Source organism: Halomicrobium zhouii (genome assembly GCF_900114435.1).
Lineage (GTDB): Archaea > Halobacteriota > Halobacteria > Halobacteriales > Haloarculaceae > Halomicrobium > Halomicrobium zhouii.
On sequence record NZ_FOZK01000002.1, the window covers coordinates 605,353 to 630,292 of the forward strand.

22 protein-coding genes and 2 pseudogenes are annotated in these 24,940 nt (G+C 67.9%); 11 read left to right on the forward strand and 13 right to left on the reverse strand.

The window, feature by feature from the left end:
* Nucleotides 1-39: 39 nt before the first annotated feature.
* Complete coding sequence (locus BM337_RS10205; RefSeq protein ID WP_089816512.1) at nucleotides 40-1,869, reverse strand: ribosome biogenesis/translation initiation ATPase RLI; 1,830 nt, start codon at nucleotides 1,867-1,869, stop codon at nucleotides 40-42.
* Nucleotide 1,870: 1 nt separating this feature from the next.
* Entirely contained in the window at nucleotides 1,871-2,170 is a 300-nt protein-coding gene (locus BM337_RS10210; RefSeq protein ID WP_089816513.1) for an EMC6-like membrane protein, read from the reverse strand.
* 187 nt (nucleotides 2,171-2,357) lie between these two features.
* On the opposite strand from BM337_RS10210, the gene BM337_RS10215 reads away from it, so the two are divergent.
* Nucleotides 2,358-2,627 carry a BglG family transcription antiterminator gene (locus tag BM337_RS10215; protein WP_089817168.1) on the forward strand — a complete coding sequence of 90 codons (270 nt, stop codon included), beginning with the start codon at nucleotides 2,358-2,360 and terminating at the stop codon, nucleotides 2,625-2,627.
* A 13-nt stretch (nucleotides 2,628-2,640) separates the two neighbouring features.
* Here BM337_RS10215 and BM337_RS10220 read toward each other — a convergent pair whose 3' ends face one another.
* Nucleotides 2,641-3,150, reverse strand: coding sequence for a universal stress protein (locus tag BM337_RS10220; protein ID WP_089816514.1), 510 nt, complete (start codon nucleotides 3,148-3,150; stop codon nucleotides 2,641-2,643).
* Nucleotides 3,151-3,313: 163 nt separating this feature from the next.
* On the opposite strand from BM337_RS10220, the gene BM337_RS10225 reads away from it, so the two are divergent.
* Nucleotides 3,314-4,288 (forward strand): aldo/keto reductase, encoded by a 975-nt coding sequence (locus tag BM337_RS10225; protein WP_089816515.1) that lies wholly within the window; start codon nucleotides 3,314-3,316, stop codon nucleotides 4,286-4,288.
* Between the two features lie 181 nt (nucleotides 4,289-4,469).
* On the opposite strand, the pseudogene BM337_RS20615 reads toward BM337_RS10225, so the two are convergent.
* Nucleotides 4,470-4,830: pseudogene (locus tag BM337_RS20615) on the reverse strand (ATPase); the annotation flags it as partial.
* 732 nt (nucleotides 4,831-5,562) lie between these two features.
* Here BM337_RS20615 and BM337_RS10240 point away from each other — a divergent pair.
* Nucleotides 5,563-5,757 (forward strand): hypothetical protein, encoded by a 195-nt coding sequence (locus BM337_RS10240; protein ID WP_089816518.1) that lies wholly within the window; start codon nucleotides 5,563-5,565, stop codon nucleotides 5,755-5,757.
* A gap of 315 nt (nucleotides 5,758-6,072) precedes the next feature.
* On the opposite strand, the pseudogene BM337_RS10245 reads toward BM337_RS10240, so the two are convergent.
* From BM337_RS10245 to BM337_RS10255, 3 genes and pseudogenes are all read right to left on the reverse strand, one after another.
* A pseudogene (locus BM337_RS10245) lies at nucleotides 6,073-7,988 on the reverse strand (ATPase, T2SS/T4P/T4SS family).
* A 122-nt stretch (nucleotides 7,989-8,110) separates the two neighbouring features.
* Entirely contained in the window at nucleotides 8,111-10,744 is a 2,634-nt protein-coding gene (locus BM337_RS10250) for a 5'-nucleotidase C-terminal domain-containing protein (RefSeq protein WP_218155553.1), read from the reverse strand.
* 167 nt (nucleotides 10,745-10,911) lie between these two features.
* Nucleotides 10,912-11,919, reverse strand: a complete 1,008-nt coding sequence (locus BM337_RS10255; RefSeq protein ID WP_089816519.1) for a DUF368 domain-containing protein — start codon at nucleotides 11,917-11,919, stop codon at nucleotides 10,912-10,914.
* Nucleotides 11,920-12,027: 108 nt separating this feature from the next.
* On the opposite strand from BM337_RS10255, the gene BM337_RS10260 reads away from it, so the two are divergent.
* The gene (locus BM337_RS10260; protein WP_089816520.1) at nucleotides 12,028-13,107 is read left to right on the forward strand and encodes a M20 family metallopeptidase; all 1,080 of its coding nucleotides are present in this window, start codon (nucleotides 12,028-12,030) and stop codon (nucleotides 13,105-13,107) included.
* A gap of 24 nt (nucleotides 13,108-13,131) precedes the next feature.
* Complete coding sequence (locus BM337_RS10265; RefSeq protein ID WP_089816521.1) at nucleotides 13,132-13,689, forward strand: hypothetical protein; 558 nt, start codon at nucleotides 13,132-13,134, stop codon at nucleotides 13,687-13,689.
* A 24-nt stretch (nucleotides 13,690-13,713) separates the two neighbouring features.
* On the opposite strand, the gene BM337_RS10270 is transcribed toward BM337_RS10265, so the two are convergent.
* Nucleotides 13,714-14,103, reverse strand: a complete 390-nt coding sequence (locus BM337_RS10270; RefSeq protein ID WP_089816522.1) for a RidA family protein — start codon at nucleotides 14,101-14,103, stop codon at nucleotides 13,714-13,716.
* Between the two features lie 698 nt (nucleotides 14,104-14,801).
* Between BM337_RS10270 and BM337_RS10275 the strand changes: the two genes are divergently transcribed.
* Nucleotides 14,802-16,325: a carboxypeptidase M32 gene (locus BM337_RS10275; protein WP_089816523.1), complete on the forward strand. Its 1,524-nt coding sequence runs from the start codon at nucleotides 14,802-14,804 to the stop codon at nucleotides 16,323-16,325.
* Nucleotides 16,326-16,370: 45 nt separating this feature from the next.
* Here the strand turns inward: BM337_RS10275 and BM337_RS10280 are convergent, their stop codons facing one another.
* Nucleotides 16,371-16,910, reverse strand: coding sequence for a DUF21 domain-containing protein (locus BM337_RS10280; protein WP_089816524.1), 540 nt, complete (start codon nucleotides 16,908-16,910; stop codon nucleotides 16,371-16,373).
* A 93-nt stretch (nucleotides 16,911-17,003) separates the two neighbouring features.
* On the opposite strand from BM337_RS10280, the gene BM337_RS10285 reads away from it, so the two are divergent.
* On the forward strand, nucleotides 17,004-17,444 hold the full coding sequence (locus BM337_RS10285; protein ID WP_089816525.1) for a metal-dependent hydrolase: 441 nt from the start codon (nucleotides 17,004-17,006) through the stop codon (nucleotides 17,442-17,444).
* Nucleotides 17,445-17,477: 33 nt separating this feature from the next.
* Here the strand turns inward: BM337_RS10285 and BM337_RS10290 are convergent, their stop codons facing one another.
* Nucleotides 17,478-17,792, reverse strand: a complete 315-nt coding sequence (locus BM337_RS10290) for a HalOD1 output domain-containing protein (protein WP_177227411.1) — start codon at nucleotides 17,790-17,792, stop codon at nucleotides 17,478-17,480.
* A 61-nt stretch (nucleotides 17,793-17,853) separates the two neighbouring features.
* Entirely contained in the window at nucleotides 17,854-18,516 is a 663-nt protein-coding gene (locus tag BM337_RS10295; RefSeq protein ID WP_177227413.1) for a helix-turn-helix domain-containing protein, read from the reverse strand.
* A 124-nt stretch (nucleotides 18,517-18,640) separates the two neighbouring features.
* On the opposite strand from BM337_RS10295, the gene ubaA reads away from it, so the two are divergent.
* Nucleotides 18,641-19,450 carry an SAMP-activating enzyme E1 gene (ubaA, locus tag BM337_RS10300; protein ID WP_089816527.1) on the forward strand — a complete coding sequence of 270 codons (810 nt, stop codon included), beginning with the start codon at nucleotides 18,641-18,643 and terminating at the stop codon, nucleotides 19,448-19,450.
* 30 nt (nucleotides 19,451-19,480) lie between these two features.
* Here the strand turns inward: ubaA and BM337_RS10305 are convergent, their stop codons facing one another.
* The gene (locus BM337_RS10305) at nucleotides 19,481-20,404 is read right to left on the reverse strand and encodes an ABC transporter substrate-binding protein (protein WP_089816528.1); all 924 of its coding nucleotides are present in this window, start codon (nucleotides 20,402-20,404) and stop codon (nucleotides 19,481-19,483) included.
* Nucleotides 20,405-20,521: 117 nt separating this feature from the next.
* On the opposite strand from BM337_RS10305, the gene BM337_RS10310 reads away from it, so the two are divergent.
* The 3 genes from BM337_RS10310 (at nucleotide 20,522) to BM337_RS10320 (ending at nucleotide 24,467) form a co-directional block, all read left to right on the forward strand.
* Nucleotides 20,522-21,976, forward strand: a complete 1,455-nt coding sequence (locus BM337_RS10310; protein ID WP_089816529.1) for an ABC transporter permease family protein — start codon at nucleotides 20,522-20,524, stop codon at nucleotides 21,974-21,976.
* An 86-nt stretch (nucleotides 21,977-22,062) separates the two neighbouring features.
* A complete protein-coding gene (locus tag BM337_RS10315) occupies nucleotides 22,063-22,848 on the forward strand; it encodes an ABC transporter ATP-binding protein (RefSeq protein WP_089816530.1) in 786 nt (261 codons plus the stop codon).
* Nucleotides 22,845-24,467, forward strand: coding sequence for a hypothetical protein (locus BM337_RS10320; protein ID WP_143117697.1), 1,623 nt, complete (start codon nucleotides 22,845-22,847; stop codon nucleotides 24,465-24,467). Before BM337_RS10315 ends, BM337_RS10320 begins: the two co-directional genes overlap by 4 nt.
* A gap of 83 nt (nucleotides 24,468-24,550) precedes the next feature.
* Here the strand turns inward: BM337_RS10320 and BM337_RS10325 are convergent, their stop codons facing one another.
* Nucleotides 24,551-24,844 (reverse strand): DUF6432 family protein, encoded by a 294-nt coding sequence (locus tag BM337_RS10325; protein ID WP_089817171.1) that lies wholly within the window; start codon nucleotides 24,842-24,844, stop codon nucleotides 24,551-24,553.
* Between the last annotated feature and the right edge of the window lie 96 nt (nucleotides 24,845-24,940).

Here is a 24,940-nt window from a genome sequence, read left to right on the forward strand (position 1 = left end):
TCGGTGTTAAGGTGGTTCCTCACTGCGTTCGGAACCACCCTAGGGCGCGTAGTAATACTCCCCATCCCGCTTTTGCTGCCGGTCCAACTGACTCCCGGGCTTGTTGATACGCGGCCGGGAGGTCCGCTCGTCGCGCCGGAAGGTCACGTCCAAATTAGCGAGGAACTCGTTCATGCCCTCGCGCATCCCCACGGGGGGACTGGCCTGCCCGTGGTGGGCGGGCTCGCCGTCGAAGACGAGCAGGCGGTCCGACAGCAGGTCGATCATGTAGATGTCGTGGTCGATGACCATCGCCGTGGCGTCGTGGTTCTCGGCGTAGCGCCGGATGGCCGAGGTCGCGAGCACGCGCTGTTCGACGTCGAGGTGGGCCGACGGCTCGTCCAGGAGGTACAGATCGGCGTCCTTCGACAGGCAGGCGGCGATGGCGACGCGCTGGCGCTCCCCGCCGGAGAGGTCGTCGAGGTTCTGCTCCATGATGGAACTGAGCTGGAGCGGCTGGGAGATTTCGGTGTTCCAGTACGACGAACCGAAGTCGTCGGTGATCGAGGCGAGGAACGCGTCGACACGCATCGGCTGGTCGATCTCGATGTACTGGGGCTTGTAGGCGATGTCGAGTTCGGTGTCGATCTCGCCCTCGTCCGGTTCGAGCCGGCCGGCGAGCATCTTGGCGAACGTCGACTTCCCGATGCCGTTCGGGCCGACGACGCCCAGGACCTCGCTCTCGCGAATCGATCCGCCCTCGACTTCGAGGGAGAACTCGCCCTCGCCGTAGGACTTGACGAGGTCGGGGTACTCGATGACGACGTCGCCGGTCGAACTCGTGCGCGGGGCGTGCTCCTCGAACTCGATCTCCGTCTGGCGGATGCGCATGTTCTCGTTGTCGAGGTAGCCACCGAGGTACTCGTTGATCCCGCCCTTGGTCGACTTCGGGCTGGTGATGATACCGTAGGCGCCGGGCTCACCGTAGGCGACGTGGAGCGCGTCCGTCAGCAGGTCCAGAATCGCCAGGTCGTGCTCGACGACCAGCATCGAGCGGTCCTCGTCCTCGGCGAGTTCCTGGATGAGCTGTGCGGCGGTCATCCGCTGGCCGATGTCGAGGTACGGCGTTATCTCGTCGAGGAAGTAGAAGTCGGCGTCGCGGGCCAGCGTCGCCACGAGGGCGACGCGCTGCAGCTCGCCGCCGGAGAGGTTGTCGATGTGGTTGTCCAGCACCGGCTCGATGCCGACGCGTTCGACGAGGTCGTCGAGCGCGCCGCGTTCGTCCGTCGCTTCGAGCAGGTCCCGCGTGGGGCCGTCGAACTGGTCGGGGATCTGGTCGACGTACTGGGGCTTGCGCGCGACGGTCACGTCGCCCTCGCGGAGGTCCTCCAGGTAGTTCTGGAGCTCCGTCCCGCGGTAGCGGTCCAGCACTTCGTCCCATGACGGCTCCTCGCCGTACTTGCCGAGGTTCGGGGCCAGCTCGTCGGCGAGGATGTGGACGGCCGTCGTCTTCCCGATACCGTTCGGACCGAGGATGCCCGTGACGCGCCCTTCCTGGGGCGCGGGCAGGCCGTACAGCGCGAAGGAGTTCTCGCCGAAGCGGTGGACCGGCTCGTCGTTGAGTTCCTGCGGGAGGTTGATGATCTCGATGGCGTCGAACGGGCACTTCTCGACGCAGATCCCGCAGGTCTCGCCAAGACAGATCTCCTCGGAGATGCGGACCTGGTCGGGACTGCCCTCGAAGTCCTCGCCCTCCTCGTACGTGTCGCCGCGCTTGACGATGCACTCCTTGCCCGTCCGGTTGGGCGGGCAGAAGTTCATACACTCGTAGTTACAGCGGTCGGGCTGGCACCTGTCCAGGTCCACGACCGCGATGCTGTCGTCCGCCATCTTAGAGTGCAGACGCCAGGAGGATGCCCCACGAGACGAACCACAGCGCGAAGGTCATGAACGCGACGTAGACCTTGTCCTTCGTCCCGAGGCCGTCGTATTCGATCCCGAGCACGTGCAGGATGGGGAACTGGACGAGGATCGCGATCGCGAGGACCCCGATGCCGATCTGGCTCTTCGGGTCACCCCCGGCGACCGCGTTGGACGCGACGCCAGCCGCGAGCCCCGCCACCGCGGCTATCGTCGTGACCGTGAGCCCGCGCATGTGCGCGCTCATCTCGTCGACCGTTTCCGTAGCCATGGTGGTATCTCGGCTACGAGGCACCAAAAGCCGCCCGATCCGTGTGAGTGGCGGGGACCCGGTCGGGACTCACATCACCGTCGAAACACGAATCCCCCGACGACGGGATACACGATCACCCACTCGCGACGGGTTCACCGCCCTGACTCCTCAATCTTTATGGAGCCTGCGCCTCTCCGACCAGATGATGACTGATTCCGACGGGGAGGCCATCGCTGACCTTCCACCGAGCGCGAAGCTCGTCTACAAGGTTCTGGAGTACGACGGCCCGCTCACTCAGAAGGGCATCGTCCAGGAGTCGATGCTCTCGGCGCGGACCGTTCGCTACGCCCTCGAACGCCTCGACGAAGTCGGCGTGATCGAGGAGGACGTCTACTTCGCCGACGCCCGCCAGAACCTCTACGAGATCGTCGAACCGGACGAGGCCGAACAGGCCGACGCCGCGGTTTCGGACTGATCCCCCGGCTCTCTCAGACTGCTTCTTCTACTTTCACGCCGCCGCAGCTGTTGCACTTGGGTATCTCGGTCTCGGTGTAGTAGCGTTCGCCACACGACGCACAGACGAAGGTGGGGGCGCCAGCGACGTCGTCGCCGGTGATGGTCACCGGCAGGTCCGCCCCGAGCGTCACCGCCTGGCTGACGCTGCCGAACAGGAGCGCGCCGACCCGTGACCGCTTTCGCCCGCCCATGACGATGGCGTCGGCGCGGAAATCCTCGGCCGCGTCGAGGATCTCGTCGACGGGGTCGCCCGCCGCGCTCTCCCGTCTCACGGCGATTTCCCGATCCTCGAGTATCTCCCTGGCACGCTTGCCCGCAGTGAGTTGCGTCGGCGTCGTGTCGTCGTCGCGCTCGTCGTCGTCGAAGACGTGCAAGAGCACCACTTCCACGCTCTCGGCCGCGTCGGGAAGCGTCGTCACGGCACGGGCCTGAGAGGCCGCCCGTTCCTCGTTCGTGTCGATGGGCACCAGTGCGCGGTACATACGATACGTTGGCGTGTGACACACTTCGTTATACAGCGGGGTCGCGAGAGTAACGTATCGTTAGCGACTCAGGCGGGCCACGCTCACGTCATCGCCCGCCACCGCGCTTACCGCCGCCGCGGAGTGTGGTACGTTTACGGGACAGCCGGTGTAAGGGTAGCCCATGGAAACGACTCCACTCGGAGCGACCGGTGAACGGGTCAGTGCGCTGTGTCTCGGAACGATGTACTTCGGCTCCAGCGTCGACCGGGAGACCTCGTTCGACATCCTCGACCGCTACTACGAGGCCGGCGGTCGCTTCCTCGACACCGCGAACATCTACGCGACGTGGGTCGACGGCTACGACGAACCCGAGAGCGAACCTCTCGTCGGGGAGTGGCTCGACGATTGCGACGTGCGCGCGGAGATGACCGTCGCCACCAAGGTCGGCTTCGGCTACGGCGACGTCGACCGGGAACTCGATCCCGAGACGATCCGCCAGGAGGTAGAGCGGAGTCGCGAGCGCCTCGGCGTCGACACCATCGACCTCCTCTACGCGCACGTCGACGACCCCGCGACGCCCCAGACCGACGTGATGGGCACGTTCGCCGATATCGTCGACGACGGCGCCGTCCGGCACCTCGGCGCGAGTAACTTCCCCGCCTGGCGGATCGCCCGCGCCAACCGCATCGCAGCCGAGCGCGACTGGCCCCGCTTCGAGTGCGTCCAGCCCCGCTTTTCCTACCTGATCCCCGACCGCGACGCCGACTTCGACGCCCAGCTCCCGACGACGGACGAACTCGTCGACTACTGCGACCAGGCCGACCTCACCGTCCTCCCCTACTCGCCGACGCTCCGGGGCTGCTACGGCCGCGACGACCGCTCGATCCCCGAGGGCTACGTCCGTACCGAGAACCGCCTGAAGGTGCGCCTCGTCTCGGAACTCGCCGAGCGAAAGGGCGTCGACGGCAACGCCGTCGCCCTGGCCTGGATGGTCGGCCGCGACCAACCGACGGTCCCCGTCGTCGGCTGTAGCTCGGTCGACCAGCTCGAACAGAACCTCGCCGCGCTGGACGTCTCCTTCACCGACGAAGAGCAGCGCCGCCTCGACGCCATCGAGTCCTACGGCTTCGACGAGTGGGATCTGCGCGAGGCGTAAAAACGACAGCCGGTCAGTAACCTCTCGCCGTTACGACGGGACGACGGTGATCGTCTTCCCCGACCTTTTTCTTCGTCGGGGCCGCTTCGCGACCCGCTCCTCGAAAAACGTCGATGAAAAAGGCCGGCCTCACTCCGTTCGGCCGGTGAAACCACTCGCTTCGCTCGCGGTACGCTCGCCGTTACGACGGCACCACGGTGATCGCCTTGCCGCGGTCGATGGCCTGCTCCATCTCCTCGGCGATGGCGCTGCCCGGGAGATCTGGATCTCGCCGCCCCGACTGACCGTCGCGGTGAAGAGGTACTCGCCGTCGGCCTGGACCTCGACGGTGTCGCCGGCGTGGCCGTCCATCGGGACGACGACGTGGCGGGAGGTGATCTCTGGGGTGACGATTTCGCCGGGCTGGCCGTTGGCTAAGGCTCCGTCACCGGAGCTGCTCCCGCCGCCTTTGCCCGAAGCATTGCCTCCGGAGACGGTTTTCTCGGAGAGCGTGGGGCGTCGTTGTCGATGCCGAGGCGGTTCTTGACATCGGTGATACGACCGCGTCTGGGAGGCGAACGTCTTCGGCTCGATTACCGGGACGGTCAGTCACGACGGTGATCTCAGCTTTACTGCGAAAGAGGACATCAATAACGTGACCGACATGCGCAGTCCGGACCTAGATGAGGACACTGAAGGCGTGACGATCAGCTTCGACGATACCCAGTACCGGACGGCGCCGCCCGGAAACAACCCGGCCAAGCTGTTCGCCTCCGAGGGGGACGGCCGTCTCCAGCTGCAGCTGCGCCAACAGAACAAGTCCTACGGGACTGTCCGGTGTGAATACGGCCATACCTGGATCGTTGGGGGACCTATAGAACCCGGATAACTTGTCGCTCTCAGTGTCGGGCCCTCTCAGCTATAACATCGGATGCGGCGGCGACGCCTGGTCGCTCGGTAAGTCCGTCGACAGGTAAGGCGCCGCATCTGCTGGCGCCCGCTGGACTGCGCCGACTCCGCCTGGCGTCCTGCTCCACACCAAGTGGCCGCCAGTGCTACGGTGAACACTCGTTCCGCTCTATGTGTACACCTCTGGCGGGCACGTGTTGCCACTCCACCCCAGAGGTCCCTTTTCATTGCTTCTATCGGCGCGTTCGGTATTCGAAGCGCTGCCGCGTCACTGAGCCGATGTGGCTCGTTCCGTGCCGTAGCTCCACTGATCATCGTGTCGAAAGAAAAACAACTTGTACTATCGTGGCAACCTTCTTATCCACATGAACGCACGCTATCGCTCGATGCGACTCGCCGACGCGGTTGGGCTGTTCCTCCTGGCAGCGATCTTTCTCACTCAAGGAGTGCAGCGACTCCCGGACTGGGCGTTGCTGGGTGTCGCAATTGTCGCGTTCCTTACACTCCTTCTCTCTGGGGCCGTGATCGTCTACACCATCACGGTGAACTGCAGCCGGTTGTTGGCCTGGTTCTCCGGGTAACCGAATCAGTGAAAAGTCCGCCACTCGGTGAGGTGGTTTCGGGGTTCATTCAGTCGTCGCGGAATCCTCGCTCACTGATTCATAGCGGGCGTCTTCGTTCTTATAGACGATCTCCTCCCGCTTGCGACCTACTCGCCTACGACGGCACGACCGTGATCGCCTTCTCGCGGTCGATTGCCTGCGCCACGACCTTTTTCATCGTCGGGCGTGCTCGCTTCCCTCGCACACTACTCCTCGAAAAACGTCGATGAAAAAGGCCGGCCTCACTCCGTTCGGCCGGTGAAACCACTCGCTTCGCTCGCGGTACGCTCGCCGTTACGACGGCACCACGGTGATCGCCTTGCCGCGGTCGATGGCCTGCTCCATCTCCTCGGCGATGGCGCTGCCCGGGAGATCTGGATCTCGCCGCCCCGACTGACCGTCGCGGTGAAGAGGTACTCGCCGTCGGCCTGGACCTCGACGGTGTCGCCGGCGTGGCCGTCCATCGGGACGACGACGTGGCGGGAGGTGATCTCGGGGGTGACGATTTCGCCGGGCTGGCCGGTGGCTGCACCGCCATCGCCACCACCGCCGCTGCTTCCCGAGTTTCCGCCGGCGGAAGCGGGCTTCTCGTCGAGCGTGCGGACGTCGATGTCGATGCCCAGCCTGTTCTCGACGTCGGTGATGCGGCCGCCGCCCTTGCCGATGACCTGGGAGATGTCGTTCTCCTCGACCCAGACGACAGCGGTGTCCGGGCTCTTGAGGTCGACCTCGACGTGGCCGTGGGCGATGGAGCGGATCTCCCGTTCGATCTCCTGTTTGGCGATGCGGTCGACGCCGGAGTCTTTGCCAGGCCCGCTGTCGCCGTCGGCGTTCTCGCCGAGCGGGACGGTGACGACCTGGCGGTTGAACGTGTAGATCTCGTAGGCGGGCTGGCCGGTCTCGAAGTCGCGGATGAGGATGACGGGGCGCGCGAGGTCCTCCTCCATCAGGCCCTCGGGGACCTTGACCTCCGTGGTCACGTCGTAGACGGTGTGGACCTCGCCGGCCTCGATGTAGATGACCGTGTCGACGACCTGCGGGATGAGGCCGAGTTCGACGCGGCCGATGAGGCGCTGGAGCGCGTCGATGGCACGCGTCGCGTGGACGACGCCGACCATCCCGACGCCCGCGAGTCGCATGTCCGAGAACACCTCGAAGTCGTCGGTCTTCCGGACCTCGTCGTAGATGGTGTAGTCCGGCCGGACCATCAGCAGGGAGTCGGCGGTCTTGGCCATCGACCCGCCCAGCGCGGTGTACTGGGTGATCTCCGGGCCGACCTGGAGGTCCCGTGGCTTCTCCATCGTCTTGACGGCGTAGTCGGCCTCGGTGAGGAACTCGGCGACGGCCTGGGCGAACGTCGACTTCCCGGCGCCGGGGGCCCCGGCGATGAGGACGCCGCGCTGGTGGTCGGTGAGGCGCTCGCGCAGTTCGTCGGCGTGCTCGTAGTCGTCCATGTCCGTCTTGACGATGGGACGGACGGCGGTGATCTCCGTCGCATCGGAGAACGGCGGTCGCGCGATGGCGATCCGGAAGTCCCGGAACTGGACGATGGTCATCCCCGGTTCGTCGAGTTCGACGAACCCCTCCGGGCTGGACCGGGCGCCGTCCTCGACGTCGGCGACGTATTCTTTGATCTCCGTCTCCGTGACCACGTCGTCACGGATGGTTTGGTAGTGCATGTCGCCGATGGAGCCGCGCTTGGCCATCGGTCTGGCACCGACTTTGAGGTGGAGACTCATCGTCCCCTCGTCGAAGAAGTTCTCTATCTGCAGGCGTTCGACGTCACGCCCGCGGGGTTCGACGTACTCGACGGTGATCCCCTTCGAGCGAGCGACCTGGGCCTGCACGTCGTCGCTCGTGAACAGCGTCGCGTCCTCCTTCTGGGCGACGTCGCGGATGAGCGCGTCTATCTCGCCTTCGCCGGCGTCGCGCTTCTCCAGCGCGTCCGGTCGGCGACCGACGTACTCGACGTCGATCTCGCCGGCCTCGTCCAGGTCGACCAGCCGCTGGAGCTCCTCGAGCCCCTCCCAGCCGGTCTCGCGGCCGTCGTTGGCCTGCGATTCGAGTTCGCCGACGACCGCCTCCGGGATGATGACGGTCGCGCCGGCGAACCCCTTGCCGCTCGCGGCCGACTCGGCGTCGGCGTCGGCTTCGATCTGCTCGGACACGCGGCCGTCGATGACCACGCTCGTGTCCGGAACGATGTTCATGCCTAGTTGGAGCGGTCGTGCGGTGATAAGAGTCCGGATACAGGACGGACGCGAGCGGCGTCCGCGGTACCGGCCGAAGAGGATACCCGGACGGACCGGGTCCGGGCGAGCGCCGGAGCGCGCTACAGCGCCTCGTACAGCGTGACGACGTCTTCGTAGTCGACGCGGCCGTTGCCGTTGAAGTCGTACGCGCTGTGGTGGTCCTCGACGACGCCCGACTCGATGTGTTCGAAGAGTGTGACGACGTCGTCGTAGTCCAGCCGACCGTTGCCGTTGAGGTCTTCGAAGGTCCCGTCGTGGTCGTGGTCGGCGGGCGACCGTCCGGACACCACGGGCGGCGGGCCCGTCGTCACGGTGCCGTTCCGCGTCGCGACGTCGAGGGCCGTCCCGTTCTCGCCGTCCAGCGCGTCGACGCGGACGGTGACGTTCGTCGTCCCCGCCGATTCGCCGGCGACTGTCAGGGTCGCGAGCGTCGCGTCCGTGGCTCCCGGCTGGACCGCGCCGTCGAGGTCTGCGAACCGGACGACGGCACCGTCGTCGGTGACGTTCGGCCCGGCGGTCAGCCCGAAGGCGTCGCCGGCGCTGGCGTCGGTGACCGTCGCGACCGAGGGGTCCGACACCGACACGGCAACCTGTCCCCCGGAGAGGCCGTCGGGGAGCGACGACGCGTTCACCGCGACCGTCGCCGTCTCGCCCTCGCTGACCGAGACGGACGAGATCTCGAGGGTCGCCGCCGCGTCGTCCGGCGCGTCTTCGCCGGTACCGTCTCCACCGTCGTCGCCGTCCTCACCGGATGGAACTGCCCCGTTGAGGACGGCCTGGTCGCGGTAGACCAGTGAGTCGCCGTGCTCGGCGTCGTCGTACGCGCCGTACAGCTGGACGTCGTCGCTGTTCGCTCGCAGCGCCTCGAACGCGGTGGCGTCGAAGCGGGCGGTGAGATTCCCGTCACCGAGCGAGATCGACTCCGCGGAGAGGACCGCCGACGTCTCGTTCTCCAGACGGAACGTCGACTCGGTGGGGTTCGTGACTGCGTCTGGAACCGCGAACCTGACCGCGACCGTCCCGTTCGTGGCGTTCGCCGCGTCCTCGACGACCGTCCCGGTGCCGAGTTCACGGTCGACGCGGCGGATCCGGTCCTCGCCGTCGCGCTCGACCGGTGAGGTGTGGTTCACGTAGTTCGCGGCGGCGGTCCCGTAGAGGGTGTAGTCGGTACCGACCGTGGGTCGGTCGGCCAGCGACCAGCCGTAGCGGTCCTCGAAGCTCCAGTCCGCCATGTAGGAGTTGACCGTCACGGCGTAGGTGGCGTTCTCGCGCAGCGGCTCGCCGTCGACCGCGACGTCGCGGACGAGGGGACCGCTTCCCTCGCGGGTCGCGAACTCGTAGGTGACGCCGCTGACCTGGAGCGACGGCTCGGCGCCGTACTGCTGACCCTCCTCGGAGTCGAGGGTGATCACCTGACTGGCCAGGAGTTCCCGGAGCTGTTCACCGGTGAGTTCCTTCGTGACGAGGTAGTTCCCGAAGGGTAGCGAGGTGTAGACGTCGTCGTAGGTGACCGGCCCCGGCTCCATCACGAAGTCGCCGCGGATGCCGCCGGCGTTCGTCACCGCCACTTCAGCGCCCGTCTCGTTGCGGAAAGCGTCGGTGACGAGGTTCCCCCAGGCGGTCTCGTCGTGGTAGTTCGACGAGAACGTCGAGTCGAGTGGGACGTTCGTCCGGCCGACCCGCTTCGAGAGCTGATCGCTGCGGGCCTCGGCCACGACGTCCCGCGCCGTCTCGTCGACGGACGCGTCGTCGGTGACCTCGACGATGCGGCCGCTCTCCATCCTGACCGAGTCCTCGGTCACCGTGAGGTTCAGTTCGCCGACGTACTCGCCGCGGGCGGTCGCCTCGGTGATGACAGTCCCCGACGTCTCCCGGGGCGGGTAGTCGATCTCGTCGTCGCCCGTGACGATGACGTCGATATTCTCCGTCTCGCGGGCGAGTTCCTTCGAATCGGGGACGCCGATGTGGGCCGCGGCGACGACCACGTCGACGTCCTCCTCGGTCTTTAGCTTCGTCGCGATGCGACCGCCGACCTCGCTGTAGTCGGCGACGCGGTAGCCGTGTTCCTCGAAGTCGACCGCCGTCTTGGGTTCGATGGCCTCGTCGACGAGGCCGACGACGCCGACGCGGACGCCGTCGCGCTCGACGATGGTGTAGTTCTCCGTCCCCGGAATCGTCTCGCCGTCCTCGCGGACGACGTTCGCGGCCAGCCAGGGGAACTCCGAGGCCTCGCTGTAGTTCTCGACCGGTTCGAAGCCGTAGTCGAGGTCGTGATTCCCGACGACTTCGGCGTCCGGGTTCGCGACGTTGAGCGTCCGGACCGGCACGCGCCACTGGCTCACCGGCGAGAGCGAACTGGGACTGACCTGGTCGCCGCCGCCGACGACCACGGTCGGGTTGTCGTGGGCGGCGCGCCGTTCGTGCAGCGTCCCGACGAACCGTCCCATCGCGTCTGGGTCAGAGGCCGCCGTCTGGACGTCGTTGTACGAGAGAATCGTCAGCGTCGTTGCGTTCCGGCTCGCACTGCTTTCGATGGTGGTATCCTGGGCCGTGTTCCCTGCGGACGCGAGGTTCTTACCCGCGTTTCCTGCGGTTTGTTGCGTCGTGGCAGCCCCGACCGAGACCGCGCCGAGCGGCGTGGCGGCGACCACGAGAATCACTGCGACGAGAGCGACGAGCGTCCGTCGACCGGACCGGGTTCCCGTTCGTGTCACGACTCACCGGAGATGTTCTCGGCACCGGAAAGAGTTTGTATAATAGGTATACTTGCGAAACCAATGGTCGCGTACTCACGGGGTACTGATCAATAGCCGATCAGAGCGATACGTTCGGCCGGGGGTAGAGGCGGCGTGACCGAGGCAGCGCGATCCAGGTTCGACCCTCAGACCGCGTCGAGGTCGATGTCGACGGCGTACCAGTCCAGCACGAGGACGATGACGGCGCCGACGGCGGCGGCACCGCCGAAGAGCAACAGCGTCTCCTGGTTCCAGGCGTAGCCCTTCTGTCCGATCTGGAAGACCGGTGCGCGGAGCGCACCGACGACGAGGGCGACGAGGAAGGCCAGCGTCGCCCCGTGGTTGGCGTCGAGCGCGCGCCTGATGATCCGGGCGATCGTCAGGACGCCGATCAGCCCGCCGACGATGAAGGCCACGACGACGCTGCCGGAACCGACGACGTCGGCCGGGGAGCCGCCACTCACGAGCCCGGTGAGCGCACCGAGAAACGCGTGCAACTGCGCCGAGAGGTACGCGTGCAGCCCGAGGATGACGAGCATCAGCGACCCCGAGATGCCGGGGAGGATCATCGCGCTGACCGAGAACGCGCCGGCGACGAACACGACGAGGAGGCTGCTATCGCCGCCGCCCGAGTTGATCCCAGACGCGAGGAAGGCTACGGCGAACCCCGCGACGGCGGCGGCTATCTCGTCGGTTCCCTCGATGTCGATGGCACGGAGCAGGATGACCGCGGAGGCGGCGATGAGGCCGAAGAAGAAACCCAGGAGTTCTCGCGGGTGGTACTCGTTAGCCCAATCGACCACGCCGGTGACGGCGATGACGGCGGTGAAGATGCCGCCCAGCAGGGCGATGAGGAACCAGCCGTCGACGTCCTCCCAGACGTCGAGCGCCTGCGGTATCGAGACGCCGCCGCGAATCGGAAGCAAGGCGGTGACGCCCCGGACGAACCGCTGCGGGGTGACGGCGGTCACCGCGGTGATGAGCCGTTCGTAGATGCCGGCGATGAGCGCGATGGTCCCGCCGGAGACGCCCGGCACGGCGTCGGCGGATCCCATGAACAGGCCGATGACGTACACGCGCAGCCATTCTCGGAGGGGCGGGACGGAGCCACGCACAGTGTAGTCCTCTGTGGCGTGGTCGGAGGGGGTACTCATTGGGTTTACGTTCGCCTATCGTCGGGAAGTCCTTTTTGGGAGGCGGTGGGTCGACGGGCCCGCGAGTGACCCGGCCACACTTTTTGCCGTCGGGGGTGACGATGGCGTATGGACGTCGCAGACCTCACGCGGGAACTGGTCTCCATCCCGAGTCACGAGGACGAGACTGCCGCGGGGGACTTCGTCGAGAGCTGGCTCCGCGAGCAGACCGCGGCCGCCGTCGAACGGGACGAGGACGGCAACGTCTTCGCGCGCGTGGGCGAGGGCGAGACGACGCTCGCGCTGGCGGGCCACCACGACGTGGTCCCGCCGGACGACTCGCAGGTCGACGCTGATGGATCTTACGTCGTCGAACGGCGAGATGGTCGCCTCTACGGTCGGGGAACCGCCGACATGAAGGGCTGCGTCGCCGCGGCGATGTGCGCGTTGCGGGACGTCGACCCTGCCGCCCTCGGCTGCGAACTCGTCTTCGTCTCCTTCGTCGCCGAGGAAGCGGGCTGTCTGGGTTCCGAAGCGGCGGTCGATGACGGCTTCGCGCCGGACTACGCCGTCGTCGGCGAGGGATCGACGGGGTACTCCGCAGCGGGTGTCACCGACGTCGCCGTGGCTCACAAGGGCCGTCGAGGAAGCACTATCACCGCCCACGGCACCGCCGCCCACGCCAGCGAGCCCGAGTCGGGGGAGAACGCCATCTACCGAGCCAGCGACGCCGTCGACGTCGTGCGCGACCTGGAGTTTCCGTCGACGGACGTCATGGGTCACGAGGTGGCCGGGAGCGTCGCCGTCACTGAAATCGACGGCGGGTCGGCCTGGAACGTCGTCCCCGAGCGCTGCGAGGTGACCGTCGACGAGCGGACGGTCCCGGGCGAGCGTGCCCCAATCGAGCGCGTCGAGGAGCTACCAGGCGTCGAGTGGACCGTCGACCAGGACCTCCCGCCGATGGCCTGCGAGGACGCGGCCTTTGCAGACCTGGTGCTGGGCGTCGCCGCCGACTCGCAGGACGGCACGCCCGAACACGTCGTCAAGCCCCACGCCACCGACGCCGGGAACCTCGCCCGGGCGGGCACCGACTGCGTCGTCGTCGGCGCGGCAGAGCCGGGCGAGGCCCACACCGCCGACGAGAGCGTCTCGCTGGACGTGCTCGAACGGTGCTACCGGATCTACCGCAGCGTCGCGGAACGACTGTAGATGGTCTCCCCGCGAGCGGTTCTAATGCGAGCCCTGACGGCCACAGGCGCCACTGTCGGGCTCTGCCAGACCTACGCCCTCCCCTTCGCGTGGAACGTCGGCCCCCCTGGTCGCTGGTGGGAACCCGTGCGGAGGAGTGCTTCGCGATTGTTGGGTGCGGCGCTCGACTACCGCGCCGGTCCGCGTCCCATCACCGAGGGGGAGTACGCCGGCACTTATCCGGGCGACCGCGGCGAGTTCGAGGAACTGCTCTGGCGGGAGGGGTTCGTCCGCAATCCGTTCTCGCGGCTGAAGGTCCGCGAGGACGGCCCCGAGGTCGGCTCGTGGGTGACTCGTGACTCGCCCCTGGCGGACAGACAGCTCCACCTCATGCTGTTCCCGGGCGAGGACGGCGTCGACGTCTACGCCCACGAGGAGATATCGAGCGTCAACCCGCTGCTCGGCCCGGCGCACTTCGACGGCGCGGACCAGCGTGTCGCGCTTGGCGTCACGCTGGCGCGGGAGCGGTTTTCGCTCGAGACGCGTCGGCCGTGGGTCGAACCGCCCGAGGGCGCCTGGGACGAGAGCCCCGACGTCGCGTGAGCCGGCCCTGCTGGGAGTATCGCCTCAGTCAGCGACTATCGCCGTCGCCTCTATCTCGACGAGCAGCTCTGGCTCGACCAGCGCCGACACCTCGTACATGCTCGTCGCCGGGCGAATCTCGCCGAAGGCCTCCCCGTGGGCCCGCCCGACCGCGTCGTAGTGGTCGACGTCGGTGACGAACATTCTGGTCCGGACGACGTCGGTGAGGGCGGCGTCGACGTCGGCCAGCGCGGACTCGATGTTTTCGATGGCCTGACTGGCCTGGGCGTACGGGTCGCCGATGCCGACGATTTCACCCGCCTCGTCCGTCGCCGTCGTTCCCGAAACTTCGATCCGGTCGCCGACGCGGACGGCCCGCGAGTATCCCACTTCCTCCTCCCACTGGGTGCCGCTGGAGACGGTCTGGCGTGTCACGTTCGGAGGTGTGTCGGGTCGGCTCATGAAGATTGGTGTGGTCAATGTAGGTGAGCTACGTATCGTTCGGCTGTGTTCAGAGAGACGTGACTGACGCTACCGCGAACACGTCGAAAGCCCTCGGCGCGCTCGACGCGGGCTGCGCGGGATATCCTCGCTCCTCCGTCGCTCGGATAGGGCCCGTCTCAGCCCACGCGACCGCACCTCGCCCTTTCAGTCCTCCAGGCACAGTATTGCTCGCGCGATAAAACGCGCTCGCGATTATTACCACCAACCCTCCCCGGATTCGCGCCGTCCGGCGCGAATCACGCTTCCTTCAGCAACTGCGCGGCGGCCGGCCGGGAGCACGTGCCCGAACGAATGTGAGGGTCGTGCGACCAGGGGATGGGCAGGGCTGCGGTGCTGTACTGGCCCTGGTGGACTGAAAGGGCGAGGCGGGCTGCGGGAACCCGGGCGAAGCAAGCACCGCAGGCGGAGCCGAGGAGCGCAGCGAGCCCCGGGACCGCAGCCCGCCGAGGGCTTTCTGGGTGGTAGCGGTCTCCTTTCTTCCAGCACTATCCCACCCAAACACCCGAGCAATTCACACTCACAGGGACCAGAAACGTCGACGAAACACCGACCAGAAGAACACCTCGACAACTGTCACCATCACACTCGCGAGCGCGGCAGTTTTACCGCGCCCCGTCCAATCACGGGCCATGACGACAGACGCCGAGTCAGAGTCGGACACAGACGCCGACGCACCGGGCACCTACGAGCGCTTCGAGAAGCACGTCAAACGCTACCACTACGTCGGGGACGCTGGCGGGGTCCTCCAGTGGGACCAGGAGGTGATGATGCCCGACGAGGGGACGCCCGCCCGCGCAAAGCAACTCTCGACGCTGTCGACTGTCTCGCACGAGATGCTCACCGACGACGACCTGTCGGGGTGGCTCGACGAACTCGACGGACAGAATCTCGACGAGGGCCAGCGGGCCAACGTTCGGGAGACCCGCCGGGAACACGAGCGCGCGGTGAAGGTCCCCTCGGACCTCGTCGAGCGGATCTCCGAGACCACCTCGAACGCGCTGCCCGTCTGGAAGGAGGCCAAGGCGGAGGACGACTTCGACGCCTACGCCGACACCCTCGAAGAGATCATCCAGCTCAAGCGGGAGTACGCCGAGGCCATCGACTCGGACCGGGACCCCTACGAGGTGCTGTTCGAGGAGTACGAACCCTACCTCGGCCTGGACACCGCCGAACAGATCCTCGAACGCCTGCGCGACGAACTCGTCCCGCTGATCGACGACATCGACGACAGCGACGTCGAACTCGCCGACCCGTTCTCGGGGGCGTACGACGAGGCCGACCAGGAGGAACTCGTCCGGGCCGCCCTCGACACGCTGGGCTACGACTGGGACCGCGGCCGCCTCGACACCGCGCCCCATCCCTTCTCCACTGGGACGCAGTTCGACGCCCGCGTGACGACGCGGTTCCAGGCCGAGGACCCGCTCGACGCCGTCGGGTCGACGATTCACGAGTTCGGCCACGCGACGTACACCCAGGGCCTGCCCCGCGAGCACTACGGCACGCCGCTGGGCGACTCCCGTGACCTCTCCGTCCACGAGTCGCAGTCGCGCCTGTGGGAGAACCACGTCGGCCGATCCCGGCCGTTCTGGGAGCTCTTTGCCGACACCGTCGACGACCATCTGGGAGTCGACGCGGCACCTGGTGCGTTCTACGAGGCCGCGAACACCGTCCACCCGGACAACCTGATCCGGGTCGAGGCGGACGAGTTGACGTATCACATGCACATCGTCCTGCGCTTCGAGATCGAGCGCGACCTCATCCACGGCGACCTCGACGTCGAGGAAGTGCCGCAGGTGTGGAACGAGAAGATGGAAGAGTACCTCGGCGTTCGCCCGGACACCGACAGCGAGGGCTGCCTGCAGGACATCCACTGGACCCACGGCTCCTTCGGCTACTTCCCGACGTATTCGCTGGGCTCCGTGCTGGCCGCGCAACTCTACGCCGCCGCCGAGGACGACCTCGGTAGCCTCGACGGCCAGATCCGCGAGGGCAACTTCGACCCGATCCACGACTGGCTCACCGAGAACGTCCACGCCCACGGCAGCCGCTACACGACGGACGACCTGATCCGGGAGGCGACTGGCGAGGAGTTCACCGCCGACTACTTCCTCGACTACGCCGACGCGAAGTACCGCGAGCTGTACGACTGCTGAGAACGGACCCCGACGTTCGCCGTCCGTGCGGACTCGCCCGTTCGCTCAATCGCCGTCCGGTTCGTCGTCCGTGTACGGTCGTTCGATGCCGGCGTCGACGCCGAGGACGCCGCTGGCCCGGCGCGTCAGCCCGTCGAAGACGATCACGAGCGGGAGCAGGAGGAGGCCGACGACGCGGATGGGGCGCGCCACGGCCAGCGACACCTTCTCGGCGTTGCCCAGCCCGTACGCCTTCGGCAGGATTTCTCCGAACAGCAGGACGGTGAAGCTCGCGCCGATGGTGGCCGCGGCCACCGCCTGTCCCGCGGGCAACCGGTCGACCAGGACGACCGTGATGATGCTGGAGATGGCCACGTTCACGACGTTGTTCCCGACGAGCAGCGTGACGAGCAGGCGGTGGGGGTCCTCGCGGAGGCGAGCCAGCGTCTCGCTCCGCCGGTCCGGCGCACTCTCCCGCGTGGCGTCGGTGTCCGCCTCCGCGGACAGCGAGAAGATGGCGATCTCGCTGCTCGAGAAGAAGGCGCTACACCCGAGCAGAACCGCCACGGCCCCGACCGCCAGCCAGGTCGTCTCGAGGAGAGTCATGACTGGTGGTCACGGTCCGGCGGCAAAGGACTGGTGCTGTCGCGCAGGACATTGGACCGTAGACCTTTGGCGTCCGCCCGCGAACGCTCGCGCGTGCCGGTCGACCTGCCAGTCGGTGACCACGCCGCCTTCCTCTGGATGGCTGTCGCCACACACGCGCTCGTGGGATACACCCTCGGGAAAGTGCTCGTCGACGAACCGGCCTGGGGCCTGCTGGGCGGCGTCGCCGCCGACCTCGACCTGCTCTTCCCGCTGGCGTGGCAGCCGCCGCTGGTCCACCGGGGCGTCACGCACACCGTTCTCGCGGCCGCCCTCCTGACGCTACTGGTCGCACGCTGGCGCCGGTCTGCCGGCCTGGCCGTTGGTACCGCCTACGCCTCCCAACTGGCCATCGATGCGACGACGCCCGCGGGCATCCCGCTCCTGTATCCCATCACGACGGCTCGCGTGGGCGTCGAACTCGGCGGTCACTCCCGTTCGGCGACGGTACTCCTCTGGGCTGGCTGCCTCGCGGCGCTGTATCGGTGGCAGTGAGACGCGAGAACCGGTGGGCGGGACCTGTGGTCGTTAGTCGACCGTCACACAGACGGTCTCCCCGCCGCGAACAGTGACCAGGTGGTCCGCGTACGAGAACTCGATGGAGACGGTGTCTCCGGGGCCGGCACACCCGGATTCGACGATACAATCGAGCGCCTCGGGGTCGATGCTCTCTGCGAGCGGTTCGAGCGAGTCAGTTCTTGCGCCCGCCCCGACGGGGTCGAGCCCGGACGCCGCAGCGACGGCACGCACGACGGCGAGTGAGGGCGTCTCGTCCGGTCTAACTCGGCACGTCGTGGTTCCGTCTGTCAGTTCAGCGGCTGGATCGTTACAATCAACAGTCATCTACTACCGCTGGATACGTCCCACAGGCACGAATGGGTGCGTGTTGTTCCAGGTCAACCCTTTAAGTGCTACTCCTCCCGAGTGTGTGTTCCAGCAGGTTCTTCTCTCCGCGGCGGAGCAGGGTCGATACCGCCTGTCCCGAGACGTCGAGTGCTGCGGCGATCTCGCTCACTGAAGTCTCACGGGGAACCTCGAAGTAGCCCAGTTCCAGTGCCTTGCTCAGCGCCTCGTACTGGGATTCGGTCAACCCGTACTCCGTTCCACCACTCGCGTCCTCAGACGTTCCGTCCTCGTACAGCCGGGTCAACTGAAATCCGACGCCCCGATCCCCGCAGGCCTCCGCGTAGGCCCGCAACGCCTCGCGCGAAGGCACCCGAGCGACGAACCGCATGCCGTCAGCCGAGACAGTCAGGTCGAGGATGACGATGTCCGCCTCGGCGGCGGCCAGGTACGTCGAGACGTCCTGGCCCGTCTCCGAGAGCGTGAGCCGGTAGAGCCGACGGTCCTCGGTGCGAGTGAGGTGCCGGAACGACCGGACCGTCTCGTCGGTCGCCACCGCCGCCTCGAACCCGGGGAGGTGTCGTTCCGCCACCCACACGAGAAATCTGAGTCGCTCGTCGGGAATCGACCGTATCTCCTCGAGTCGTAACTCCGCGTCGTCGAGTTCGGCGACCGTCGCCGAGAGGATGGGTGTGGCGAGGACGCCTTCGCCGACGAGTGCCATTGGCGACTCTGTGCCTGCCACTCTAAAGCCGGTTGTGGCCAGTTGCGTACGCCGTAGACGGCAATCGTCGGCATCGACGCCACGGACCCACACCCCTTTTGGCCCTCGACAGCGACGCTCACGCATGGTCGACCTCGACGCCACGCAGCTCGACCGCTACTCGCGTCACGTCATCATGGACGACGTGGGGCCGGCGGGCCAGGAAGCCCTGCTCGAGGCGAGCGTTCTCGTCGTCGGTGCGGGCGGACTGGGGTCGCCGGTCCTGCAGTACCTCGCGGCCGCCGGCGTCGGCACCCTGGGAATCGTCGACGACGACGTCGTCGAGCGCTCCAACCTCCAGCGCCAGGTGATCCACGGCGACGCGGACGTCGGCCGGCCGAAGGTCGAGAGCGCCCGCGAGTTCGTCGCCGACCTGAACCCCGACGTCACCGTCGAGACGTACGAGACGCGCTTCGACAGCGACAACGCCGCCGATCTCGTCGGACAGCACGACCTCGTCGTCGACGCCTCGGACAACTTCCCGACGCGCTTCCTGGTCAGCGACGCCTGCACCGTCGCCGGCGTTCCGTTCTTCCACGGCGCCGTCTACCGCTTCGAGGGGCAGGTCACCACCTTCTCCGGCGACGGACCGTGCTACCGGTGTCTGTTCCCCGAGGCCCCGCCGGAGGGCGCCGTGCCCGACTGTTCGACCGCCGGCGTGCTCGGCGTGCTCCCCGGCACCGTCGGCTGTCTCCAGGCGACGGAGGTCGTCAAGTGGGTCGTCGGCGAGGGCGAGTCGCTGGAGGGCCGCCTGCTGGCCTTCGACGCCTCGGCGATGTCGTTCGACGAAGTGCCGGTCAATCGAAACCCCGACTGCCCGGTCTGCGGCGACGACCCCAGCGTGAACTCCGTCGATGGCGTCTCCTACGAGGGCCGCTGCTCGCTGTCGGATTGACCGGCGAGCGACGCAGGCCGCCCCCACTAACTACCGTTGCGCCGTCGCCAGCGACTGCACCGCGTCCGCCGGGGGCCGGTCGAACCTCTCTGGATGGATCAGCGCCGCCAGGAACTCCAGCGTGTCGACGAGGCGCGGTCCCGACCGGTTGACGTAGTGGTGGCCGTCGACGAGGTGGACCCGGCCCTCCTGGACCGCGCTCAATTCGCCCCATCCCGGTCGGTCGGTCACGTCGGCGAGGTTCTCACGGGTCTGGTCCAGGTCGAAGCCGCAGGGCGCGACGACGAGCACCTCGGGGTCGTACTCGCGGACCTCCATCCACTCACGCGGGCGTGAGTGTGCACCGGCGTCTTCCATGTCGTACGCTCCGCCCGCTTTCTCGACCATCTCGGGAACCCAGTGGCCCGCGACCATCACGGGGTCGAGCCAGTCGAGCACCGCGACGCGGGGACTTTCGTCGTCGCCCGCGGACGCCTCGGCCGCCGTCTCCTCGACCGCCTCGACGCGGTCGCGTAGGCTCGCGACCAGTCCGGCGGCGGCCTCGCGCTCACCGAGGGCGTCGCCGAAGCGCTCGATGGTGTCGAACAGGTCAGCCAGGCTGTGAACGTCCATCGTCAGCACCTCGGCGTCGAGTCCCAGGTCGGCGACGGCCTCCTCGACGAGGACGTGGTCGACCGCGCAGACGTCGCAGACGCCCTGGGTGACGATCAGGTCCGGGTCGACGGCAGCGAGGGCGTCCTTATCGACCGCATAAACACCGTCGCTCGCCTCCGCCTCGGCCACCTGATCGTTTATCTCGGCGCTGGAGGCCTCCGGATCGACGCGGGAGCGGTTGACCGACGGCAACGCCGCGGCCTCCGGCGGGTAGTCGCACTCGTGCGAGACGCCCACGGGTTCGACGCCGAGCGCGTACGCGATTTCGGTGGCTGAGGGAAGCAGCGTGACTACGCGCATACGTGGGAGTGAGGCGGCCGCGGTCAAAAGCGCTCCCGTCGCGACCCCTCCGGTGTGATCGTTCTATCCGCGAGCCGATGGGGGAAATATTATCCGTCGCGGTCGTGGACGGCTGCTATGGACCGCCCAGATCCGTCCTCGTTCGTGGTCTCCATCCTCCGCGGCGTCGGGGTCGCGGCCTGGACGTGGGTCGCCTTCGCCGCAGTGTCGGCCACCATCCTCGTCCGGGTGGACGACGAGATGCAGGCCGCACTCGACGGCGCGGTTTCCTCGTCCTTCGTCGAGTCGTTCCTCGGCGTGCTGACCTTCGACTTCGGCCTGTCGATCTTGTACCAGGAGCCGGCGATCGACATAGTGTCTACCGCCCTGCCGACGACGCTTCTGCTCCTCGGACAGGTCGCAGTCGTGGCGGCCGTCCTCGGCGGCGCGCTCGTCGCGCTCTCGCGGAACGGCCCCGGCGCTCGCCGGCTCGTGGAGGTGTTCGGGTACCTCGGCGCGTTCCCGGTGCCCGTCGTCCTGTTCGGCTGCTACGCGCTAGGTACCTCGACCGGATGGGCGTGGCTCTCGCCCGGTGCAGGTGGCTCCCTCGGAAACTGGCTCGAAGCGACCGCCCTGGCCCTTCCCATCGCCGCCGTGACCGGTCGAGTCGTCGTCCGTGAGCCCCGAAACCGCGGCTGGCTGATCGACGCCTGGCTCTTCGGGATGTGGATCCTGGGAACGGTCGTCTTCGTGGAGAGAGCGGCCGAAATCCCCGGCCTGGGATACTTCTACATGGATGCGAACAGGGCTTTCGACGTCCCCCTCACCTTCGCGATCGGGGCGGCGCTCGTCCTGCTCGGTCTCGTCGGCGTCGTCGCCCGCGAACTCGCGGTCTCCGCCGGGTCGAGCGACCGGTTCGGAAGCGCGGACGCGGGACCCGGCCCCGCTGTGCCCGACGGCGGTACAGGCGTCAGCGACCTTGACACCGTTCTCCGGGACGATCGGCGCGTCCAGGCCGGTCTCGCCGGCTTCGGCGTGTTCCTGGCTATCGGCGTCGTCGGCAGCGTCCTGCTGGATCCGGTGCCAGTCGGGCAAATACCGCAGTCACCGATCCGTGCGACGGTCGAGGCCCTCGGCGTCGTCACGTTCGCAGCGGTCGGCGTGGCGACCGTCGCCAGCGTCCTCGGCGTCGCGTTCGGCCTGCTCTCGGCCCGCGTTCGGTACGGTCGGGCCGCGACGGCGCTCACCGTCGGGCTCGCGGCGAACGTCTCGTTTTTCGTCTGGATGCAGTTCGCACGGGCTGCGATCGACCTGCCGCTGCCGGACTCGGTCTGGCTCGGGGTCGCCGTCACGCCACCGGTCGCGCTGGTCGCGAGGCGGAAACTGGCCGGTCGTGCGGGGATACCCGTCGCGGCCCTGTGGCGCCCTCTCGGCGTCGCCGTGACCGGCGCTGCCGTGGCGGCTCTCGTCGTCGTCCAGATCCAACTGGTGGGCAGTGCGAGCGGACACGTTCTCGAACCTCCCACTGGAGTCGCGGTCGGGCTCCCGGTCCTCTCGTTGTTTCTGCTCGGCGAGGGGCTCCGGCGTCGGTGATCGGCGGATGAGCCGACGACCCGACCGCCGTCGGCCCCATCCCCTCCACGCGAAGACATTTGGGCCTGGCAGGCGCCTCGTCTAGCATGTGTCCGCCGGCAATCGCGACCGAGGGGCTCCGCAAGGAGTTCGACGACGCGGTCGCGGTGCGCGACCTCGATCTGTCGATCCCACGGGGGGAAATCTACGGGTTTCTCGGGCCGAACGGGGCGGGAAAGACGACGACGCTGCGGATGCTCACGACGTTGACGACGCCGACGGCGGGGACGGCTCACATCGCCGGCGAATCGGTCGGCGACCGGGCGGCCGTCGTCGAGCACCTCGGCTTCCTGCCGGAGCAACCGCCGGTGTACGGCGAGTTGACGGGCCGAGAGCAACTGGAGTACGTCGCCGGGCTGCGGGACGTCGACGACTGGGACCACGTCGAGGACCTGCTGGAGCGCTTCGACCTCGCCGGCGACGCCGACCGGCGCGTCGAGGCGTACTCGAAGGGGATGAAACAGAAGCTCGGGCTGGTCCAGGCGCTACTGCACCGGCCCGACGTCCTCTTCCTCGACGAGCCGACCAGCGGGCTAGACCCACGGGCGGCCCGGACCGTCAGGGACGTCATCGCCGAGGTGGCCCGCGAGGAGACGACCATCTTCCTCTCGACGCACATCCTCCCGGTCGTCGAGGAACTCGCCGATACGGTAGGCGTGCTCTCGGACGGCCGCCTCGTCACCGAGGGCAGCCCCGCGGAGCTGACCCGCCGCGCCGAAGACGGTGCCGAGGCCGGTGACGGCTCGCTAGAGGACGTCTTCCTCGACGTGACTGCCGAGGCGCCGTCGGGGGACAGCGCGGTCGAAGCGGACGCGCCAGGCACCCAGCGATGAGCCGGCGGCCGAGCGGCCGTCACGCCGCTCTCGTCGCCCGGGTGGAGCTCCGCCGGAGCTGGCGCAATCTCACCGACACGAGGCGCGGGCTGCTTATGCTGACTGCCGGTGGTATCGTTCTGCCGCTGTACGGGCTGGGACTGGGCGCCGGTGCGTTCTTCTTCGGTGGCGCGCTCGTGGACGGATCGTTCTCGCTCGCCCGTCCGATCGTCGGTGCCGCGCTCGCCGGGCTGACTGGGCTCGTATTCGCCGTGACCGTCCAGCGGGCGATCAAGCACACCGGCGAACCCGACGCCCCCGACGGGCTGTTGACGACCGCGCCGTACCGGGACGTCCTCGCGGGGCTCCTGCTGGCCGAGTTCGTGCGCATCGGCGCCACGGGATTCTTCCCGGTCACGGGAATCGTCGTGGGGTTCGGGCTGGGGACCGGCTCGGTCCTGGCCGGGACGGTCCTGCTCGCGCTCCTCTTCGCGCTGGCGGTCGCCGGGCTGCTCGCGGGATACGCGCTCGGCCTCGTCGCGAAGTACGTCGCGGGTCGGTCCGAGTTCGTCTCGCGCCACCGCGCCGGTATTGGGCTCGTGCTCTCGGTGGGCGTCCCGGTGGCGTACATCTCGCTGAACGCCGTGCCGGCGGTCCAGTACGCCGCGTTCCGGGCCGCCGCGGCGACCCCGTTCGCGTGGTACGCCGACGTGACGTTCCTCGCCGTCCCGGAGATGGCGGCGCGACCGCTGCCCGTGGTCGGTGGCGTCGCCTCGCTGTTCGTCGGTATCCCGGTGATCGTCGTCGCCGTCGACGTGCTCGCCGAGCGGGTGTGGTACCTGGACCGGGTCCAGCCAGACCACGCGTTCGACCCGCGGGCGACGACGCTGTCGGACCGGCTACTCGCCGGTCGCGTCCCCCGCCAGACGCGCGTCGTCGCCCAGAAGAGCTGGCGACGCGCCCGCCGGTCTCCCTTCACCGTCCAGTTCGCGATCTTCCCCTTTTTCCTGCTCGTCCTCCAGGTGCAGGTCGCCCTGATAGAGCGGACCGTCCCGTCGTCGCTCCCCCTCCTGGCCGCGCTGGCGAGCGGAACCGCGGGTGGCGCGGCGTTCTCGCTCAACCCGCTCGGCGGCGAGGGCGACGTGTTGCCCGCGACGCTGACGTCGACGGTCTCAGGGGCGCAGTTCGTCGCCGGCCTGGCCCTCGCCGGCGGGCTCCCGGCCGCCGGCCTGGCGGTCGCGCTCGCCGTCCCACTGGGCGTCGCTGCCGGACTGGACGTTTCGGCCATCGCCGCCGCCGCTGGCGCCGGAATCGTCGTCGCGGTCGGTGCGCCGGCCGTCGCCGCCGGCGTCGGCGTCGTCTTCCCGCGGTTCGAGACGACCACGGTCCGGAGCCACGCGGTGGTCGTCCCGAGCACCTGGGCGTTCGTCGGCTACATCCTGTTGCTGGGGGTCGCCGTCCTCCCGGTGCTGGTCACGCAGCATCCAGTCCTCGCCTCACTCGTCAGACCGAGCGTCCCGTACGGAGATGGGGGCCTCGCCGCGCTCGGTCTCGTCGGGACGGCGGTGCTGCTCGCTTTCTTCGGTGGTGTGAGTGGCGGCTACGCCGCACGGACTGTCGGGACGTACCGACTGGACTGAGTCAATCGGCGGGTGGACGGCGCGACGGCTACCAGGACACTGTGCGCGCAGTGATTCGACGCGAATGGCCCGCGATCGGTCGGTTACAGCGGCAGTCGGCGCCGGAGCGCATCCAGCAGTGATTCCTCGTCGTCGACGTCTGCCGGGCCGACGACGCCGTCTTCGGGGACGATGACGGTTCGCTCGTTCTCGTGGTTCACCAGGATCAGGTCGTCTTCCTTGAGTTCGGCGAGCGCGTCTTCGAGACGGTCGATGTCGGCGTCGACGCGCGACCGGATCTCGAACACGGTCATCCCCTCCTCGCGCCGGTCGGCGAGTGCGTCGAGAACCGCGACCTCCGTCTCGTCACGGTCGCGATACGCCGGCTTCACTCTCATATCCTCCAGATACACGTGGACCACTCTTGTGCTTATCCCTCGAACCAGTGACTGGCCGGCGCCATTGGGCCGTCCGGCGACCGCGGGCAAACGTAT

Bases quoted from the DNA above. Each gene is read 5' to 3' on its own strand.
- BM337_RS10205 (WP_089816512.1), bottom strand. From the start codon at position 1,869: ATGGCGGACGACAGCATCGCGGTCGTGGACCTGGACAGGTGCCAGCCC.
- BM337_RS10210 (WP_089816513.1), bottom strand. From the start codon at position 2,170: ATGGCTACGGAAACGGTCGACGAGATGAGCGCGCACATGCGCGGGCTC.
- BM337_RS10215 (WP_089817168.1), top strand. From the start codon at position 2,358: ATGACTGATTCCGACGGGGAGGCCATCGCTGACCTTCCACCGAGCGCG.
- BM337_RS10220 (WP_089816514.1), bottom strand. From the start codon at position 3,150: ATGTACCGCGCACTGGTGCCCATCGACACGAACGAGGAACGGGCGGCC.
- BM337_RS10225 (WP_089816515.1), top strand. From the start codon at position 3,314: ATGGAAACGACTCCACTCGGAGCGACCGGTGAACGGGTCAGTGCGCTG.
- BM337_RS10240 (WP_089816518.1), top strand. From the start codon at position 5,563: ATGCGACTCGCCGACGCGGTTGGGCTGTTCCTCCTGGCAGCGATCTTT.
- BM337_RS10255 (WP_089816519.1), bottom strand. From the start codon at position 11,919: ATGAGTACCCCCTCCGACCACGCCACAGAGGACTACACTGTGCGTGGC.
- BM337_RS10260 (WP_089816520.1), top strand. From the start codon at position 12,028: ATGGACGTCGCAGACCTCACGCGGGAACTGGTCTCCATCCCGAGTCAC.
- BM337_RS10265 (WP_089816521.1), top strand. From the start codon at position 13,132: ATGCGAGCCCTGACGGCCACAGGCGCCACTGTCGGGCTCTGCCAGACC.
- BM337_RS10275 (WP_089816523.1), top strand. From the start codon at position 14,802: ATGACGACAGACGCCGAGTCAGAGTCGGACACAGACGCCGACGCACCG.
- BM337_RS10280 (WP_089816524.1), bottom strand. From the start codon at position 16,910: ATGACTCTCCTCGAGACGACCTGGCTGGCGGTCGGGGCCGTGGCGGTT.
- BM337_RS10290 (WP_177227411.1), bottom strand. From the start codon at position 17,792: ATGACTGTTGATTGTAACGATCCAGCCGCTGAACTGACAGACGGAACC.
- BM337_RS10295 (WP_177227413.1), bottom strand. From the start codon at position 18,516: ATGGCACTCGTCGGCGAAGGCGTCCTCGCCACACCCATCCTCTCGGCG.
- ubaA (WP_089816527.1), top strand. From the start codon at position 18,641: ATGGTCGACCTCGACGCCACGCAGCTCGACCGCTACTCGCGTCACGTC.
- BM337_RS10305 (WP_089816528.1), bottom strand. From the start codon at position 20,404: ATGCGCGTAGTCACGCTGCTTCCCTCAGCCACCGAAATCGCGTACGCG.
- BM337_RS10310 (WP_089816529.1), top strand. From the start codon at position 20,522: ATGGACCGCCCAGATCCGTCCTCGTTCGTGGTCTCCATCCTCCGCGGC.
- BM337_RS10315 (WP_089816530.1), top strand. From the start codon at position 22,063: ATGTGTCCGCCGGCAATCGCGACCGAGGGGCTCCGCAAGGAGTTCGAC.
- BM337_RS10320 (WP_143117697.1), top strand. From the start codon at position 22,845: ATGAGCCGGCGGCCGAGCGGCCGTCACGCCGCTCTCGTCGCCCGGGTG.
- BM337_RS10325 (WP_089817171.1), bottom strand. From the start codon at position 24,844: ATGAGAGTGAAGCCGGCGTATCGCGACCGTGACGAGACGGAGGTCGCG.